This is a genomic window from Paramesorhizobium leguminum, assembly GCF_003217235.1.
Lineage (GTDB): Bacteria > Pseudomonadota > Alphaproteobacteria > Rhizobiales > Rhizobiaceae > Paramesorhizobium > Paramesorhizobium leguminum.
Genome location: NZ_QJTF01000025.1, coordinates 36,836 through 52,345 on the forward strand (window position 1 = coordinate 36,836; position 15,510 = coordinate 52,345).

General features: G+C 59.4%; 12 protein-coding genes and 1 pseudogene. 5 read left to right on the forward strand and 8 right to left on the reverse strand.

What is annotated here, in order from left to right:
- Positions 1 to 11: 11 nt before the first annotated feature.
- The 3 genes from pdhA to C7477_RS16455 form a co-directional block, all read right to left on the reverse strand.
- Positions 12 to 1,052 carry a pyruvate dehydrogenase (acetyl-transferring) E1 component subunit alpha gene (gene pdhA, locus C7477_RS16445; protein ID WP_110754123.1) on the reverse strand — a complete coding sequence of 347 codons (1,041 nt, stop codon included), beginning with the start codon at positions 1,050 to 1,052 and terminating at the stop codon, positions 12 to 14.
- Between the two features lie 248 nt (positions 1,053 to 1,300).
- On the reverse strand, positions 1,301 to 1,615 hold the full coding sequence (locus C7477_RS16450; RefSeq protein ID WP_110754125.1) for an FtsB family cell division protein: 315 nt from the start codon (positions 1,613 to 1,615) through the stop codon (positions 1,301 to 1,303).
- Between the two features lie 131 nt (positions 1,616 to 1,746).
- The gene (locus C7477_RS16455) at positions 1,747 to 4,206 is read right to left on the reverse strand and encodes a penicillin acylase family protein (RefSeq protein ID WP_110754127.1); all 2,460 of its coding nucleotides are present in this window, start codon (positions 4,204 to 4,206) and stop codon (positions 1,747 to 1,749) included.
- A 70-nt stretch (positions 4,207 to 4,276) separates the two neighbouring features.
- On the opposite strand from C7477_RS16455, the gene C7477_RS16460 reads away from it, so the two are divergent.
- Together C7477_RS16460 and C7477_RS16465 are read left to right on the forward strand one after the other, a co-directional pair.
- Complete coding sequence (locus C7477_RS16460; protein ID WP_110754129.1) at positions 4,277 to 5,146, forward strand: NAD(P)-dependent oxidoreductase; 870 nt, start codon at positions 4,277 to 4,279, stop codon at positions 5,144 to 5,146.
- Between the two features lie 21 nt (positions 5,147 to 5,167).
- Positions 5,168 to 5,695, forward strand: a complete 528-nt coding sequence (locus C7477_RS16465; RefSeq protein ID WP_110754131.1) for a chorismate mutase — start codon at positions 5,168 to 5,170, stop codon at positions 5,693 to 5,695.
- A gap of 9 nt (positions 5,696 to 5,704) precedes the next feature.
- Here C7477_RS16465 and C7477_RS16470 read toward each other — a convergent pair whose 3' ends face one another.
- Positions 5,705 to 7,234 carry a sensor histidine kinase gene (locus C7477_RS16470; RefSeq protein WP_110754147.1) on the reverse strand — a complete coding sequence of 510 codons (1,530 nt, stop codon included), beginning with the start codon at positions 7,232 to 7,234 and terminating at the stop codon, positions 5,705 to 5,707.
- Between the two features lie 141 nt (positions 7,235 to 7,375).
- Between C7477_RS16470 and C7477_RS16475 the strand changes: the two genes are divergently transcribed.
- The 3 genes from C7477_RS16475 to C7477_RS16485 all read left to right on the forward strand — a co-directional run bounded on the left by C7477_RS16475 (position 7,376) and on the right by C7477_RS16485 (position 9,263).
- Positions 7,376 to 8,011, forward strand: coding sequence for a thermonuclease family protein (locus C7477_RS16475; RefSeq protein WP_110754133.1), 636 nt, complete (start codon positions 7,376 to 7,378; stop codon positions 8,009 to 8,011).
- Between the two features lie 44 nt (positions 8,012 to 8,055).
- On the forward strand, positions 8,056 to 8,688 hold the full coding sequence (locus C7477_RS16480) for a uracil-DNA glycosylase family protein (protein WP_425373587.1): 633 nt from the start codon (positions 8,056 to 8,058) through the stop codon (positions 8,686 to 8,688).
- Positions 8,689 to 8,783: 95 nt separating this feature from the next.
- The gene (locus C7477_RS16485; RefSeq protein WP_110754137.1) at positions 8,784 to 9,263 is read left to right on the forward strand and encodes an Lrp/AsnC family transcriptional regulator; all 480 of its coding nucleotides are present in this window, start codon (positions 8,784 to 8,786) and stop codon (positions 9,261 to 9,263) included.
- 120 nt (positions 9,264 to 9,383) lie between these two features.
- On the opposite strand, the gene C7477_RS16490 is transcribed toward C7477_RS16485, so the two are convergent.
- The 4 genes and pseudogenes from C7477_RS16490 to C7477_RS16510 all read right to left on the reverse strand — a co-directional run.
- On the reverse strand, positions 9,384 to 10,190 hold the full coding sequence (locus C7477_RS16490; protein WP_110754149.1) for a tetratricopeptide repeat protein: 807 nt from the start codon (positions 10,188 to 10,190) through the stop codon (positions 9,384 to 9,386).
- 290 nt (positions 10,191 to 10,480) lie between these two features.
- The gene (locus C7477_RS16495) at positions 10,481 to 11,737 is read right to left on the reverse strand and encodes an OmpP1/FadL family transporter (protein WP_110754139.1); all 1,257 of its coding nucleotides are present in this window, start codon (positions 11,735 to 11,737) and stop codon (positions 10,481 to 10,483) included.
- A gap of 532 nt (positions 11,738 to 12,269) precedes the next feature.
- Complete coding sequence (locus C7477_RS16505) at positions 12,270 to 14,996, reverse strand: valine--tRNA ligase (protein ID WP_110754151.1); 2,727 nt, start codon at positions 14,994 to 14,996, stop codon at positions 12,270 to 12,272.
- A 308-nt stretch (positions 14,997 to 15,304) separates the two neighbouring features.
- A pseudogene (locus C7477_RS16510) lies at positions 15,305 to 15,510 on the reverse strand (IS110 family transposase); the annotation flags it as partial.

Sequence of the window (15,510 nt, forward strand, 5' to 3'; positions counted from 1 at the left end):
ACTCCCTCCCCTTAGAGCAGGATATCGGTGTAAAGTTCGGACGCATCGGGTTCGGGATCGGCTTGCGCGAAATCCGCCGCGTCGGCGACGATGTCGCGAATGTCCTTGTCGATCGCCTTCAACTCGTCCTCGCTCGCCCAGCCCTTTTCAAGAAGCCGGTTGCGCACCTGCTCGATGGGGTCATGCTCGGAGCGCATCTTCTGCACTTCATCCTTGGTGCGGTATTTCGCCGGATCGGACATGGAGTGGCCACGATAGCGGTAGGTCTGCATCTCCAGGATGATCGGCCCCTTGCCGGAACGCGCCCATTCGGCGGCCTCGTCGCCGGCAGCCCTCACCGCCCGCACATCCATGCCGTCGACCTGAATGCCGGGGATGTTGAAGGAAAGGCCGCGGCGGGAGAAATCCGTTTCGGCGGAAGCGCGCGAAACCGAGGTTCCCATCGCATAGCGATTGTTCTCGATGATGTAGACGACCGGCAGCTTCCACAGCGCGGCCATGTTGAAGCTTTCGTAGACCTGACCCTGATTGGCCGCGCCATCGCCGAAATAGGTCAGCGAGATATTGTCGTTGCCGCGATATTTGTTGGCGAAAGCCAGCCCGGTGCCGAGCGGCACCTGCGCGCCGACGATGCCGTGGCCGCCATAGAAATGCTTTTCCTTGGAGAACATATGCATCGAGCCGCCCTTCCCCTTGGAAAGGCCGCCGCGCCGTCCGGTCAGCTCCGCCATGACGCCGCGCGGGCTCATGCCGGTGGCCAGCATGTGGCCGTGATCGCGATAGGCGGTGATGACTTCATCGCCCGGCTTCAGCGCAAGCTGCATGCCGACAACGACGGCTTCCTGACCGATATAAAGGTGGCAGAAGCCACCGATCAGGCCCATGCCATAGAGCTGGCCGGCCTTCTCTTCGAAACGTCGAATCAGCAGCATCTCGCGATAGGCTTCGAGTTCCTGTTTTTTGTTAAAATCGGCAGGCTTGGGTGCCTTGGGTGCGCTGGATGAAGCCGCTTGCGTCTTCGGCGCAGGAGCTTGGGTAGCCCTCGATGCCATATCTCACTCCCTGTTATGAATTGGCGCGGAGGATAAACACCTGTCACCCAACATACAATATGCACGGGACGCATAGCTGCTATGAGAATAACATCTTAAAAATGCACGATAAAAACGATATTAACCTGATTTCGGTTAATATGCGGTCGGCGGAGCTATGCGAATAACGGCTGAGCCATGCAATTAAGTTGAACCAGGCATCCGCTATCCGAGTCTCTCCGGCTGCATGGTTTGGAATTTTTATGCGCTTAATGCGACAGCATGATCGTCACTTCATCGGGACGGGACAGATTCAATGCGCGTCGCGCCTGCTCGTCCAACATGTCCTTTTCGATGGAACCATCGCGCACAAGCGAGACCTCGCGCTCCAGCGCCGCGCGCTTGCCGGTAAGGTCGCCAAGCTGGGCTTCCATGATTTTCACCTGCTCCTCAAGCTTCACCCGGGAATAAAGTCCGTACTCGCCATGATAGGCATGGAAGCCGAAATAATAGAGGAACCCAGCCGCCAAGGCCGGCAGGATCAATCGCCCACGAATTGATTTGCGCTTTTGTTTTGTCCACATGGTCCTGCATCCTTCCGTACGCCCTGAAAAATTTGAGATTTTCGGACAAGGTCGTGCGGCTCTAAGGGCTCACAGAAACATTGTTTTGTTTAACAGAGGTTTACAGGTGAAAAGAAACGGCCCTGGCCTGCTCACTTTCCCGGCAATAATCGCCATGTCCCTATCAACCCTTCCTGATAGGCCGGCTCAGCAATAGGGATAGGAACCGCCTCGATCCGTTCCCAGCGCTTTGCCATGTCGCGATAATAGGGTGAAAGCACATTGCCTGATTGGCCGGTCGTCTGGATATAGGTTGAGCGGTCGAGATCGCTCAGGTCGAATATGCCACGATAGCTGGTGCCGTGCGTGGCGCGATAGGGATTGGCCTCATCGTTCCAGTTGGAAGTGCCGCGATCCAGCGTATATGCGCCCCCCGACATCGGTTCGTTCACGTCGAAAATGCTTCTAAGCGCTTTTACCCGCGCGAAAGGCCGGTGCGCGCCATAGGCATAATGCAAGGTGCCCCAGGTCCAAATCTTGCGATCAGGGCCGAGGCGCTTTTCCAGATCGGACAGCGCGTCCTGCAAAGCGAGCGCCAGCTCATCGCCGCAGCTTTCCCTTTCCGGCGTCAGCCGGTCGTCGCACCAGTCCCGCGCCGGATCGGGTAAAAGCCAGCGCAGCATGGCATCCGCCCGCGCCTTCCAGAACTCGGGAAAAGCATCGCCCAGATCGTCCGCGATGATGCGTTTGGTGGCATAGCGCAGCCACGCATCGAAGATGAGCGATTCGCTGCGCATCCTGTCCTGCCGGTAATCCCACCGCTTCAGCGCGGTGATGGCCTCGGCGTCCACATCCGTTCGGCCCTCGATGAGGCCGAGCATGAGCGGCCCCAACGCCGCATAGGCCGGAGAATAATCGTCCCCTTGCGCCTCGCGGTTGGTTTCAAGCGTCTGCTTGACGTTGCTGTCGACCATCAGCGTATCGATGCGCTCCTGCCGCCATGGCTCATCCCAATCGAAGGTGAGGAACGGCTGGTAACTCGAATCGACGATCTTGCTGTTGGCGGTGCCGATAGCGCCACGCAGCGGATTATATTGGCGCGGCAGCTCGTCATAGGGAATGTAGCCCTTCCAGTCGTAAGTCGCATCCCAGCCCGGAGAAGGCGCGCGGCCCATGATTTCATTCGCGGGATCGCGCACCGGCACGCGCCCCGGCGCAATCAAACCGATATTACCATCGACATCCGCCACGACCATCGACTGCATCGGCGTCACGAAATCCTGCATCTCGTCCAGATATTCCTGAACCGACCGGAAATCCCACAGACGATAGCCCGCCGATATCGATGTGTCGTCCGTGGCAAACGCCGTCCATTGCAGCGCGGCGACGGTGCCTTCGGGCAAATAGCGCGCAAGGTCGCGATAGCTGGCAGGCAGCACGGGTCCATGCCGGGTGACGCGGCGCTCGAAGGTCACGTCCCGGCCGCCCTTGACCCGGATTGTCTCCGTTCGCTTGTCGAAAAGCCGGTACCCATCCGGCGTCAGATATTCATCCGGGTTTTCCGGGTTGATCCGCTCGATGAAGAGATCCTGCACATCCGGGTCCGTATTCGTGAAGCCCCAGGCGACGCGATCGTTGCGCCCGAGGAAAACGAGCGGCGCGCCCGGCAGGGTGGCGCCCACGAGATTGCGCGCTTCGCCGCCGGGCGCCTTCACCTGCAAATGCGCCAGATACCAGAGCGACGGCGCGGAGAATTCCAGATGGGGGTCATTGGCGAGAATCGGCTTGTCCGTCGCGGTCTTCGCCCCCGACAGCACCCAGTTGTTTGATGCGCCCTTGCCCATCATGGCTTCGATCGCGGCAAAATGCTGCTCCGGCAGGAAAGCCGTATCGAGCGGGCCGCTGCCGAGCCCCAGCAGGGCCTTGAGTTCAGGCAATGGCGGCGGCGTATCCTGTTTCAGCGGCGGCAGCAGATCGTCTATTTCCGCGTCATTCATGCCGAGCCGCGCGAATTTGAGCCGCTCGATCTCTTGCGTCATGTTTCCGCCGAGCGACACCGACATCATCTTGACGGCGGCGACCGCATCCGCCGCCTGCCAGGGCTCCGGCATGTGACCGAGCATCACGAACTCCGGCGAGAACTTCGAGGCGAACGGCCGGCCCGGCGCGTCAAGAAAGGCATTGATGCCGCGCGCATAGGCTTCCGTCACCTTGCGGTCGCCCTCGTTCAGCCCCTGCAATGATTGCGCCGCCGCACCATGCATATCGAGCGTACGCAGGAAGAGATCGGCGTTGATGGCCGGCTCACCAAAAAGCTCCGAAAGCCGCCCCTGCGCGGCCATGCGCGCAACTTCCATCTGCCACAGCCGTTCCTGCGCGTGGACGAAGCCCAGCGCCATGGCGACATCTTCCAGCGATGCGCCCGAGATATGCGGCACGGCGTTGCGGTCGCGCGTGATGGTCACGGGCGCGCTCAGCCCCGTGAGGCGCGCCTCGCCGCTCGCCGGGGTGACTGATCGCGCAACCCAGACATACAGAACGGCCATAGCCAGCAATGCGAGAGGAACAAGGAAGAATAGCAGCCATAAAAGGCCTTTGACGATCCATCGCATTGGCTTAACTATCCCTCCCTCAGGTTGCGCTTGAAAAAGCGCCCTCACACTATTCTAGAGGAATCAGACAATGGCAACAGTGGCGTTCATCGGTCTAGGCGTTATGGGCTATTCGATGGCTGGACATTTGAAGACGCGCGGCGGCCACGACGTGACCGTCTATAATCGCACCACGGCCAAGGCGGAAAAATGGGCGAAGGAGTTCAGCGGAAATTTAGCCCTCACCCCGGCGGAAGCCGCAAGGGACAAGGATTTCGTCTTCTCGTGCGTCGGCAATGATGACGATCTGCGACAGGTGACCACGGGCAAGGATGGCGCGTTCCGGGCAATGAAACGGAACGCCATCTTTATCGACAACACCACGGCGTCGGCGGAAATTGCCCGCGAGCTTGCGGCGAAGGCTCAAGCCCAAGGCTTTCATTTCCTCGACGCTCCGGTTTCCGGCGGACAGGCGGGAGCCGAAAACGGCGTGCTGACGGTCATGGTCGGCGGCGAGGAAACGGCTTTCGAACGCGCGCGCCCGGTCATCGAGGCTTATGCCCGTTCCGTCGGCCTGATGGGCCCATCGGGCGCGGGACAATTGACCAAGATGGTCAACCAGATCTGCATTGCCGGCCTTGTCCAGGGATTGGCCGAAGGCATCCATTTCGGCAAGCAGGCCGGGCTCGATATCGAGAAGGTGATCGGCGTCATTTCCAAGGGCGCAGCCGGCTCATGGCAGATGGAGAACCGTTACAAGACGATGAACGAAGGCAAATATGATTTCGGCTTCGCCGTGGACTGGATGCGCAAGGATCTGGGCATCTGCCTCACCGAAGCAAACCGCAACGGCGCGGCGCTCCCTGTCACCGCGCTCGTCGACCAGTTCTACAAGGAAATACAAAAGATGGGCGGCAGCCGCTGGGATACATCCTCGCTGCTGGCGCTGCTTGAAAGATAGCCCCCTTCGGAGGAAAGTCCCATGCTCAAAATTCTTTGCGTGATCGCCTTCGCCATGCTGCCGCTTAGTGCTTCCGCGGCGGAAAACCAGCAATTATTCAATCTCATCAACCAGCGCTTATCCTATATGAAGGCTGTCGCCGCCTATAAGGCCACCGCCCATTCGCCGGTCGAGGATATCGCGCAGGAAAAGAAAGTCGTCGAGAAATCAACGGAACAAGCCCGCAAGATCGGTCTCGATCCAAAATCAGTGGGTCCGTTCCTTAAAGCTCAAATCGACGCCGCCAAGGCCATACAATATCGCTATCGCGCCGACTGGCTGTCCGTCCCGGAAAAGAAGCAGCAAACTGTTCCGCTTGACATCCTGCGCTCCCGCATCGCCAAAACCGGCGATGCCATATTGACGGAACTGCATACGGTATTGTCGCAAGGCGGGATGAAGCCCGGTGATTTGGCGCTTTTCGACAATGCTGTCACGGAGCCCAATCTATCGGCCACGGATAAGCAAAAGCTCTTCGATGCGCTGCTAGAGGTCAAGCTGAAACCCTGACTAACGCCTTTACGCCGCGCGCGATCGCTTCGCCGGCCGCGCCTTCGGCTTGATCGCGGGCATCGCTTCCATGACGCGCGCGGCGGGGAAAATGGCGATGCCCTCCGTCCCTTCGCGCAGTTTCGAATAAAGCCGGAACTCGCCGCCATGCATGGCCATCAGCGCCTGCACGATGGGCAGGCCCAGCCCCGTGCCCTGCTCCGCGCTCTTGATGGCGATGCTGCCCTGCCCGAAGGCGGACAGCACGATGGGGATTTCCTCCTGCGGAATGCCGGGGCCATTATCGCGCACCGAGATATATTGCCCGCCCCCCGCCGTCCAACCGACCTTGATCTGGATCTCCCCGCCCGCCGGCGTGAATTTTACCGCATTCGAAAGCAGGTTCAGCACGATCTGGCGGACGGAACGGACATCGGCCCATAGAAGCGGCAATTCCGGCTCGAAATTCTCGGTAAGATGGATATTCTTCTTCTGCAGCTTGATCTGCATCAGATGAATGCTTTCGCTCACCGCATCCACCAGCCGAACGGGCTCCTCATTCAGCGCGTAGCGCCCCGCCTCGACCCGGCTGAGATCCAGGATCTCGTTGATCAGGTTCAAAAGATGCTGGCCGGAGGTGTGGATATCCCGCGCATAGTCCTTGTAGGTCTCGTTGCCCATCTTGCCCAGAATCTCCTTGGACATGACCTCGGAGAAACCAAGGATCGCGTTGAGCGGCGTGCGCAGCTCATGGCTCATCGAGGCCAGGAAGCGCGATTTGGCCAGATTGGCTTCCTCCGCACGGCGGCGCGCCTCATCCGACATGGCGTTGGCCGTTTCGAGTTCCGCGATCAGGCCGTCCTTTTCACTCTGGAAGGCGAGCGTCATCCGCGACGACCGGTTGAAATGGGTCGCGATGTAGGTGAAGAAAATCAGCGCCATGACCAGCATTACCACCATGGTGCCGTGGAAGGTGGGCGGCAGTTCCCGACCGGAGGTAAGGCTGTAGGTCACGATCGGCAGCGCGAAAGCGGCAAATGTCGCCCCGCGCAATGCCGAACAGATGATGGCGGTGGCGGCCATTGCCACCAGAAGCACCAGCACCTGGGCGAAGGGAAAGAAATCGATGCCGCAGGAAGTGCACCGAATCGACGCGAAATAAGCCCAGCCGAGACCTGTCAACGCATGCCCGGCAAAGAAGACATTCTTCCAGTGCTCGACATCGACCGCTTCCTGCGGCGTACGCATGAATTTGCGGGTGGCAAGCGCCAGGAAGGCGGAGCATCCGACGGAGAGAGCGAACCAGATCCCCATCTGCTGCTTGAGGCCTACCGTAAAGCCCGCGACCGCCACGATGGCAACAAACAAACCTATTGGAACGGCGCTCGCCGCCACCGCGCGCGCGTATATCCGCAGAATTTCATATTCGTAATTGGCCTTGCCGGTCTGCTCGAGCAGCCGGTCGCGGGTCTTCCGCATTGCTTTCGCAAGTTCGGGATTCCGCTGGGCGCGGCGTCGGTCGACGACATTCTTGTCGATAAGCGGGGATGACAATGTCATTTCCGCAGCGTCCACCCTATTGTTCCACAGCCCGGATTGAATAACAGCGAGCAGAATATGGAGGAATGATTAAAAGAACCTCAAGTTTTACGTTAGAATAACTACTTAAATGCAGCGGTTTTTCGAGGCCAAGCGAATTCTATGCATCGTATCTACCGGCGCGGCAGATGGTATTATGATCGCGAGCCACCGCGGCGGTCGCTGTTGCGCAAATTATTCAGCTGGCTGCTGGCAATCGCCTTTTTTGCGCTTGGCGCGCTTGTGACGGCCAAGCTGGAGACATCGTCCCCCACTCAGGAACCGGTCACGGGGCCGGCCTATGTCATCGATGGCGACACGCTCGTCGTCAACAGGCGGCACATCCGTCTGCAAGGGATCGACGCGCCGGAAATGGAGCAGACCTGCCATCGCCGGCAACAGGCCTATGATTGCGGCGCGGATGCCCGCAACGCGCTAAAATCGCTGATAGGCGGTCGCAATGTGCGTTGCGCCGGCGGGAGCGCTGACAAATACCGGCGGCTTCTCGCCGACTGCCGAATGGGCGAAACCGACCTCAACCGGGAAATGGTGGAGAAGGGATGGGCCGTGGCCTATGGCCGCTACGCAGGCGAGGAAGAAATGGCCCGCACCATGCGGCGCGGCATGTGGGCCGGAACATTCCAACGCCCGCAGGATTGGCGAAAGGCGCATCAGGCGCCGGACACCACCTCCACTCTCGAAATTTTCATGGAAAAGCTCTATCTCTGGATAAAAAGCCTGATCCCGAAGAACGCATAAGTTTTCAGGCAGGATTTAGGTAAAAACTGCCAGCTGGAGCGAATGTGATTTCTGAATGCCGGTTGCGGGCCGAAATCTCGCGGTGCCGCGTATGCCGAGACGCCCCGCGTCATGGCGGATCGCTCCCGCACGAGCCGCGTCCGGTCTGTGTGATGTCGCGGACGGCGCGCATCGCCATCTGCGGGCAGGCTCCCGGCATTCGCGTACACAATACCGGCCTGCCCTTCAACGATCCCTCTGGCGACCGCCTGCGGCAATGGCTGGGCGTTACCCGCGAGGAATTCTACGACCCGGCCCTTTTCGCCATCGTGCCGATGGGCTTCTGCTTTCCGGGTTATGATGCAAAAGGCGGCGACCTGCCGCCGCGCCGCGAATGCCGCGAAACCTGGCATGCCCAAGTGTTCGCAGAGATGCCGCAACTCAAACTCATCATCGCCATCGGCCAATATGCGCAGGCCTATCACATGGGCAATCGCCGCAAGGCATCGCTGACGCAAACCGTGGCGGACTGGCGTGACGCATTGGAAACGCCTGATGAGACGGGGCGCATCGTGCTGCCCCTGCCGCATCCCTCCTGGCGCAACAGTGGCTGGCTCAAGCGCAACCCATGGTTTGAACGCGATCTCGTGCCCGAATTGAAGCGGCGTGTTCAAAAATTGACATCCAACGGAAAATAATTTCGCTTATGCGGCTATATGTAGAAATGCTATCTTGGATAGTCCGGCATCAATGCTGCATAAGGTATTTTGTTGTTTTTACATGAGGCGATGCCATGGACAGACTCGACCGGAAAATTCTGCGGCTTCTGCAGGAAGATGCGACGTTAGCGGTAGCCGATGTCGCCAAGAAGGTCGGGCTTTCCACGACGCCCTGCTGGCGGCGCATCCAGAAGCTGGAGGAGGACGGCGTCATCAAGCGGCGCGTGGCGATTCTCGATCCGGTGCGCGTCAACGCGCGGGTGACGGTTTTCGTATCAGTCCGCACCAACACCCATAATCTTGAGTGGCTGAAGCGCTTTTCGGAAGTGGTGACGGAATTCCCCGAAGTGGTGGAATTCTATCGCATGAGCGGCGATATCGATTATCTCCTGCGCGTCGTCGTCCCCGACATCGCCGCCTACGATTCGTTCTACAAGCGACTGATCGCCAAGATCGAAATTCGCGACGTGTCGTCGTCGTTTGCGATGGAGCAGATCAAATACACGACGGAGCTACCGCTCGATTATATGTCGATCGACAAGGAGCAGGGATAGCCCAGCGTAGTTGCCCTCACCCTTACCTTCTCCCCGTCTTTTATGGGGAGAAGAAGGGTGCCGGTAGGCGTGAGTGGTGTCCCAGTTAGATCGGCCGTTTCAGTTTAACTCTGACAAACTCTAAAAATCGCCCGTCTTCACGATATCGCCAGCCAGTGAAATCGCCGTGCGGCGGTCCGCCTCGCCGGCGACCGAGAACGCCTGCTCCTGCATGTTGCGGATCCATTCGCAATCCTTGGGCGAACAGCGCTCGAAGGCAGCGGTGAGGATTGCGAGGCCCTTCACCGTCTTGCCCGCCTGGAACAGCATGTTGCCCAGCATGGCCTGCGCGTTCGCATTGCCCTTTTCGGCGGCCAGGCGGAACCAGCGGGCGGCCTGCACGGGATTGGACGCGCCGCCCTCGCCTTTCAGCAGCATCTTGCCCAATTCATATTGCGCCGCCGGATCGCCGAAATTGGAGGCAGCCTGGACATAGAGCTGGCGCGCCACGCCCGGATTGGCCTTCACCGGCGAACCCGGAATGCCTCGCCGCACATAGCCTGCCAGCGCCACCATCGCATCCGCGACATAGCTCTCGTTCTGCGAGCCGGGCTCCGCTCCGTCCCTCACGATCTTTTCGAACATCTGATAGGCTTCGAAATCGTTTTCGGTGACGCCGTCGCCTTCCGCGTACATGCGCGCAAGCTTCCACTTGGCGCCCTGGTGCCCCATATCCGCGGCATAGCGCAGCGTCTTGAGCGCCTCATCCTTATGGCCGCTCTTATAGGCGGAAAAACCGAGCTTGAAGAGTTCGAAGGGACTACGGCTCCCCTCGGATTCATCCGCCACGTCGAACGCGCTTGCCTGTCCGCACAGGATGGCGAGCGTCAGGGCCATTCCGACCACGGGGCCGAACACCGGATTTGTGAAGTGCTTAACGACGCGCATCAATGCATTTCTCTTGGCAAACATAAGCGGACAATATGCCTCGCCCTTTCCGGGTGCTCCGGGTTTGTGGCGGGAAATTGGCGAAAGGCCCGGACCACCCCTTCATGCACTTTCATGGTGAAGCAAGTGTTGCTGAATCGACACGAAATCGAGGAGCAATCCCGATCTCTCAAAGCGCTTTAAACAGCAGGAAAACATGCCCCCATTCACCCCTTTGAAAGAACACTCTTTTCAGAAAAAAGCCCGGCTAAAAAACCGGGCTTTCTCAACACTTTGCCCGTATGGCGATGTTAGAACTTCAACTTGGCCGAAACCGACAGTGCGCCGACAAAATCATCGTCGAAATCGGCGATGGAGCCGGTCGGGTTAGGCTTGCCGCCGATAAACGTATTATCCTTGGTTCCAGACGTCAGGAGGCCGACGGCACCGGCAACGCGAATCTCGATGCGCTCGTTCGGCGAATAAGTTGTGCCGAGACCGAGGGTCCAGGTATCCGTCTGTGACTGCAGGCCCGTCGATGTGCCACGATCCCAAGTCAGGCTCGATGCCACCGACCACTGGTCGTTGAGCTTGTGCCCGACACCACCGGTAACCGTCCAGCCATCGCGATAGTAAAGATCGAGGCCGGTGATCCGTGCGCCGACGGGGATTGCGCCGAATGGTCCGGGAAGATTCGCGCTGGTATTCAGGAACTCAATGCTGTCCTGGTTGGACCAATGGGTCCATTTGACCGAGCCGAACGCCAACCAGTTCGGCGCAATGCCGGTCTGGAATTTGAATTCGACCGAGTCAGGCACTTCCGCCTCGCCCACGACAGGGATGGTAATGGGGAACAGGCCGGTGACCGTCCCTTCCAGATCGTACTTTACCTTCGACTGGTAGACCACCGAAGCGCGCAAGGCATATTCCGGAATCTCATACGCCGCGCCGAGGCGCCAGCCATAGCCCTTGTCTTCGACATTAAGATAGCCGGTACGGAACGGCAGCGATGCGCCAAAGGGGAGAGGAAAGCCAGCAGGCAGGTAGCGGGACTGATAACCCTCGACTTCCTGGTAGGAAACGCCGCCCAGAATACGGATAAAGCCCTTTTCGCCCGCCGCAAAGCGGTAGGAGCAGTTGAGGCCGTAATCGCGCGAGGTGATTTTCTGCTCGATGCTGGTGTACATCTCCACCGTGTTGGTGCCGACATCGCTATGGATGCCGATCGGCTCGCGATATTGCGCGGCACAGGCAAGATCATCGGTCAGATCGACCTTGGCGGAGAATTTCGGTACAGCATAGCCGCGTGCTTCCCCCGTCTCCGTCTCGTAGGGGCGGCGCGTGATAGGATTGATGCCGCCAGTCTTGGCCCCTACTACCGACCCCCGAATATTCTTCAGCTTCCGCTCAGGCTTGACGTAGGTCACGCCTGATTCAATGCGCGTGCCCGGCTCGAACAGGATATCGAAATCCTGCGAGCTGCGCTCCATGCCGCCGGCCTGCGCCGTGGCGGCAGTGCCTGCTACGATAAGCGCGGCGCCGATGAGTTTTGTGGTTCCCCTGGTCATTTTGTCCCTCCCCAGATCAATGACTGCAATCGAATTTTGACGGAAACGTAACATGAAAGTGATGCCCGGCAAGGGGGTGCTAAAATGCCGTTTCCATCGGCCAAAACCACGTTTCGTAAAAAACACATGTTTTCAGCCTGATGAGCGAACTTATAGGCAGATTCTTTGCTTGTGAGAGCGCCAAAAGTGCCAATTTCGAGGGGTTTTAGGCCGATCAGGGCATGCTGTTGCGGGAACGCAACAATGTCCGCATATTGTTCAAATCATGGCGAAAATGGCAATCCAGCGGAGCAAGGGTTGCGGCAATGAGAGACTGGGGCGGCCTTTCGAATCGAGGCGCGCCCTTACCCTCCCCCTTGCGGGGAGGGTAAGGGCGCGGAGCGCCGGGGTGGGGTGGTGCAGAATTGAGCACAACCGTCTCCACCCCCATCCGCCCGCTTCGCGGGCGTTCGTCGCTGGAAAAGCCAAATCGTTGGCTTTTCCTCGGCCTATGGCCGAACGCTCCTCACCCCCGCAAGGGGGAAGGAGGGCGCTAGCCACCGACGCGTTTCTGCGCGGTCGCGATCTTTTCCGCCGCCTCGCGCAATTCGGCGAGTTTCTCGCGTTCGGCCTCGACAACATCCTCGCGCGCATTGGCGACGAATTTCTCGTTCGAGAGCTTCTTTTCGATGCGCTCGATCTCGCCGGCGATCTTGCCCGCCTCCTTGGCGAGCCTTGCAGCTTCCGCCTTGAGGTCGATCAGGCTGCCCAGCGGCAGGCAGGCCGTCGCCTCGCCGATGACGATCTGCGCCGATGCCTTCGGCGCTTCCGGCGCCAAAGTGATCGCATCCACACGCGCCAGCCGCTTGATCGCCGCTTCGTGACGCGTGAGGCGATCCTTCGTCGTATCGTTCGCGCCAAGCACGATGAGCGGCGCGAGCGCCGATGGCGGCACATTCATCTCCGAGCGCACGGAACGGATTCCGGTGACGAGATCGATCAGCCAGTTCAAATCCGCAGCCGCCGTCTCATCCGCGAAATCCAGCACCGGCCATTCGGCATGGGCAAGCAGGGTTGGACGCGTCTTCCCCTCGCCCGCCGTATGCGCCCATAGCTCTTCCGTCATGAACGGCATGAACGGGTGCAGCAGCTTGTAAATCTCATCGAGGCAATAAGCGGCGCAAGCCTGCGCCTCCTTCTTGGCAGCCTCGTCCTCGCCCATGAAGATCGGCTTGAGCAGTTCCAGATACCAGTCGCAGAACTGGTTCCAGACGAATTTATAGGCCGCACCCGCCGCCTCGTTGAACCGGTAGGAGGCGATCCCTTCGGTAACGGCGCGGGTCGCCCGTGTCAGTTCGGTCAATATCCAGCTGTTAACGGCAAGCTTCGCGTTCGCGGGCTCGAATCCCTCGTCGCGCGCCACGCCGTTCATTTCCGCAAAGCGGGTCGCGTTCCATAGCTTGGTGCCAAAATTGCGATAGCCCGCGATACGCGCCGGATCGAGCTTCACGTCGCGTCCCTGCGCCGCCATGATGGCGAGCGTGAAGCGCAGCGCGTCCGCGCCATATTCATCGATCAGCTCCAGGGGGTCGATGACGTTGCCCTTGGACTTTGACATCTTCGCCCCGTTCTTGTCGCGAACGAGGGCGTGCATGTAGACGGTGTGGAACGGCACTTCATCCATGAAGTGCAGTCCCATCATCATCATCCGCGCGATCCAGAAGAAGATGAGATCGAAACCGGTGACGAGAACGCTGGTCGGATAATAGGCGGCAAGCTCCGGCGTCTTCTCCGGCCAGCCGAAGGTCGAGAAAGGCCAGAGCGCGGAGGAAAACCAGGTGTCGAGCACATCGGAATCGCGCGTGAGGGCAACGTCCGCGCCATAATGCGCGCGCGCCGCCGCTTGTGCCTCTTCCTCGCTTCGCTCCACGAAATAGGCCCCATCCGGCCCGTACCATGCCGGGATCTGATGTCCCCACCAGAGCTGGCGCGAGATGCACCAGGGCTGGATGTTCTCCATCCAGCCGAAATAGGTCTTTTCCCAGTTTTCCGGGATGATCTTCGTGCGCCCGTCGCGCACAGCCGCAATCGCCGGCTTGGCGAGTTCCGCCGCGTTGACGTACCATTGGTCGGTCAGGAACGGCTCGATCGGCACGCCGCCGCGGTCGCCATGCGGCACCGCATGGGTGTGGTCCTCGATCTTTTCGAGATAACCGCCCTCTTCCATCATCTCCACGATGCGCTTGCGCGCGGTAAACCGGTCAAGCCCGTCGAGATCGTGGATGAGCTTATCGAGATGGCTCGAACTCTCCAGCCCTTCCAGGAAGTCCTTGTTGTCTTTAAGCGTTATATCCGCCTCGACGGTCAGGATATTGATCTGGCGCAGATCGTTGCGCTTGCCGACTTCGAAATCGTTGAAATCATGCGCGGGCGTGATCTTCACCGCGCCCGATCCCGCTTCCGGATCAGCGTAATCGTCCGCCACGATTGGGATATGCCGTCCGACCAGCGGCAACACGACATTGTTGCCGACGAGCGCATGATAGCGCGGATCGTCAGGATTGACCGCCACGCCCGTATCGCCCAGCATCGTCTCGGGCCGCGTCGTGGCGACGACGATATAAGTGTGCGGATTTTCCGGATCGAACGGCACGTTCTCCAGCGGATAGCGGAAATGCCAGAGATGCCCCTTCACCTCGCGCGATTCCACCTCGATATCCGAAATGGCGGTCAGAAGCTTCGGGTCCCAGTTCACAAGGCGCTTGTCCTTGTAGATCAGGCCCTGCTTGTAGAGCGTGACGAAGACCTCCAGAACCGCCTTCGACAGCCCCTCATCCATGGTGAAACGCTCGCGCGACCAATCGCAGGACGCGCCGAGGCGGCGCAGCTGGTTGGCGATCATGCCGCCGGATTCATCCTTCCACTGCCAGATGCGCTCGATAAACTTTTCACGGCCCATGACATGCCGGTTCGGCTCCTGCCGCTCCATCAGCTGGCGCTCGACCACCATTTGCGTGGCGATGCCGGCATGGTCCATACCCGGCTGCCAGACGACATTCTTGCCGCGCATACGCTCGAAGCGGGTGAGAATGTCCTGGATCGTATTGTTGAGCGCATGGCCCATATGCAGCGAGCCGGTGACATTCGGCGGCGGGATGACGATGGAAAACGGATCGGCGCCCGGCTTCGCCCCGGCTCCGGCCTTGAAGGCGCCCGCCTTCTCCCAGAGTTCGGCGATTTTCGGCTCGGTGGCCGCGGCGTCATATGTCTTCTCAAGCATGGGGTATCCATCGAGGCTGAATGAGCGGAGATGGGGTTTAAAATCACTTTTAGAATGATATTGAAAGGGAAAATACGTTGCCAGCACGAATAGCGAATAGAGAACGCAGGATTCCCGCTCGCTAGAGAGCTTCCTCTTTTGATGGAATTGCTTGGTGTCCTTTTGCGCCGTTGTCGTGAATGGATAGGTTGAGGCATGGATTCCTGTGACAAGCACAGGAATGACGGAAGAGCGGGTTCTTCGCCTGAAACTTCATCGTCTTGCAGGCAGAAATGTTTGGGCTGGTGTCAAAAGCCATATTGCCGTCATCAAGTCAGTTGCGGCTTGGGAGCGATTTGGTCACGGATGCGGGCGTTTGCGCGGATGATGATCTTTCGCATGATGGCTGCAAGAGCGAGGCGCTTTGGCTTCCCGGCTTTGAGGAATGCCTTGTATGCCGCGGCCAGATCATTTTTGCCGCGGATGGCGGTCAGGGCTGCGATGAAGAGCATCGGCCTGATGTGACGGCGCCCGC

What these genes read in the sequence shown, in the direction of transcription:
- C7477_RS16485 (WP_110754137.1), top strand. Translation starts at nt 8,784, where the DNA reads ATGGACAGACTCGACCGGAAAATTCTGCGGCTTCTGCAGGAAGATGCG.
- C7477_RS16455 (WP_110754127.1), bottom strand. Translation starts at nt 4,206, where the DNA reads ATGCGATGGATCGTCAAAGGCCTTTTATGGCTGCTATTCTTCCTTGTT.
- C7477_RS16460 (WP_110754129.1), top strand. Translation starts at nt 4,277, where the DNA reads ATGGCAACAGTGGCGTTCATCGGTCTAGGCGTTATGGGCTATTCGATG.
- C7477_RS16470 (WP_110754147.1), bottom strand. Translation starts at nt 7,234, where the DNA reads ATGACATTGTCATCCCCGCTTATCGACAAGAATGTCGTCGACCGACGC.
- C7477_RS16450 (WP_110754125.1), bottom strand. Translation starts at nt 1,615, where the DNA reads ATGTGGACAAAACAAAAGCGCAAATCAATTCGTGGGCGATTGATCCTG.
- C7477_RS16505 (WP_110754151.1), bottom strand. Translation starts at nt 14,996, where the DNA reads ATGCTTGAGAAGACATATGACGCCGCGGCCACCGAGCCGAAAATCGCC.
- C7477_RS16495 (WP_110754139.1), bottom strand. Translation starts at nt 11,737, where the DNA reads ATGACCAGGGGAACCACAAAACTCATCGGCGCCGCGCTTATCGTAGCA.
- C7477_RS16490 (WP_110754149.1), bottom strand. Translation starts at nt 10,190, where the DNA reads ATGCGCGTCGTTAAGCACTTCACAAATCCGGTGTTCGGCCCCGTGGTC.
- C7477_RS16465 (WP_110754131.1), top strand. Translation starts at nt 5,168, where the DNA reads ATGCTCAAAATTCTTTGCGTGATCGCCTTCGCCATGCTGCCGCTTAGT.
- C7477_RS16475 (WP_110754133.1), top strand. Translation starts at nt 7,376, where the DNA reads ATGCATCGTATCTACCGGCGCGGCAGATGGTATTATGATCGCGAGCCA.
- pdhA (WP_110754123.1), bottom strand. Translation starts at nt 1,052, where the DNA reads ATGGCATCGAGGGCTACCCAAGCTCCTGCGCCGAAGACGCAAGCGGCT.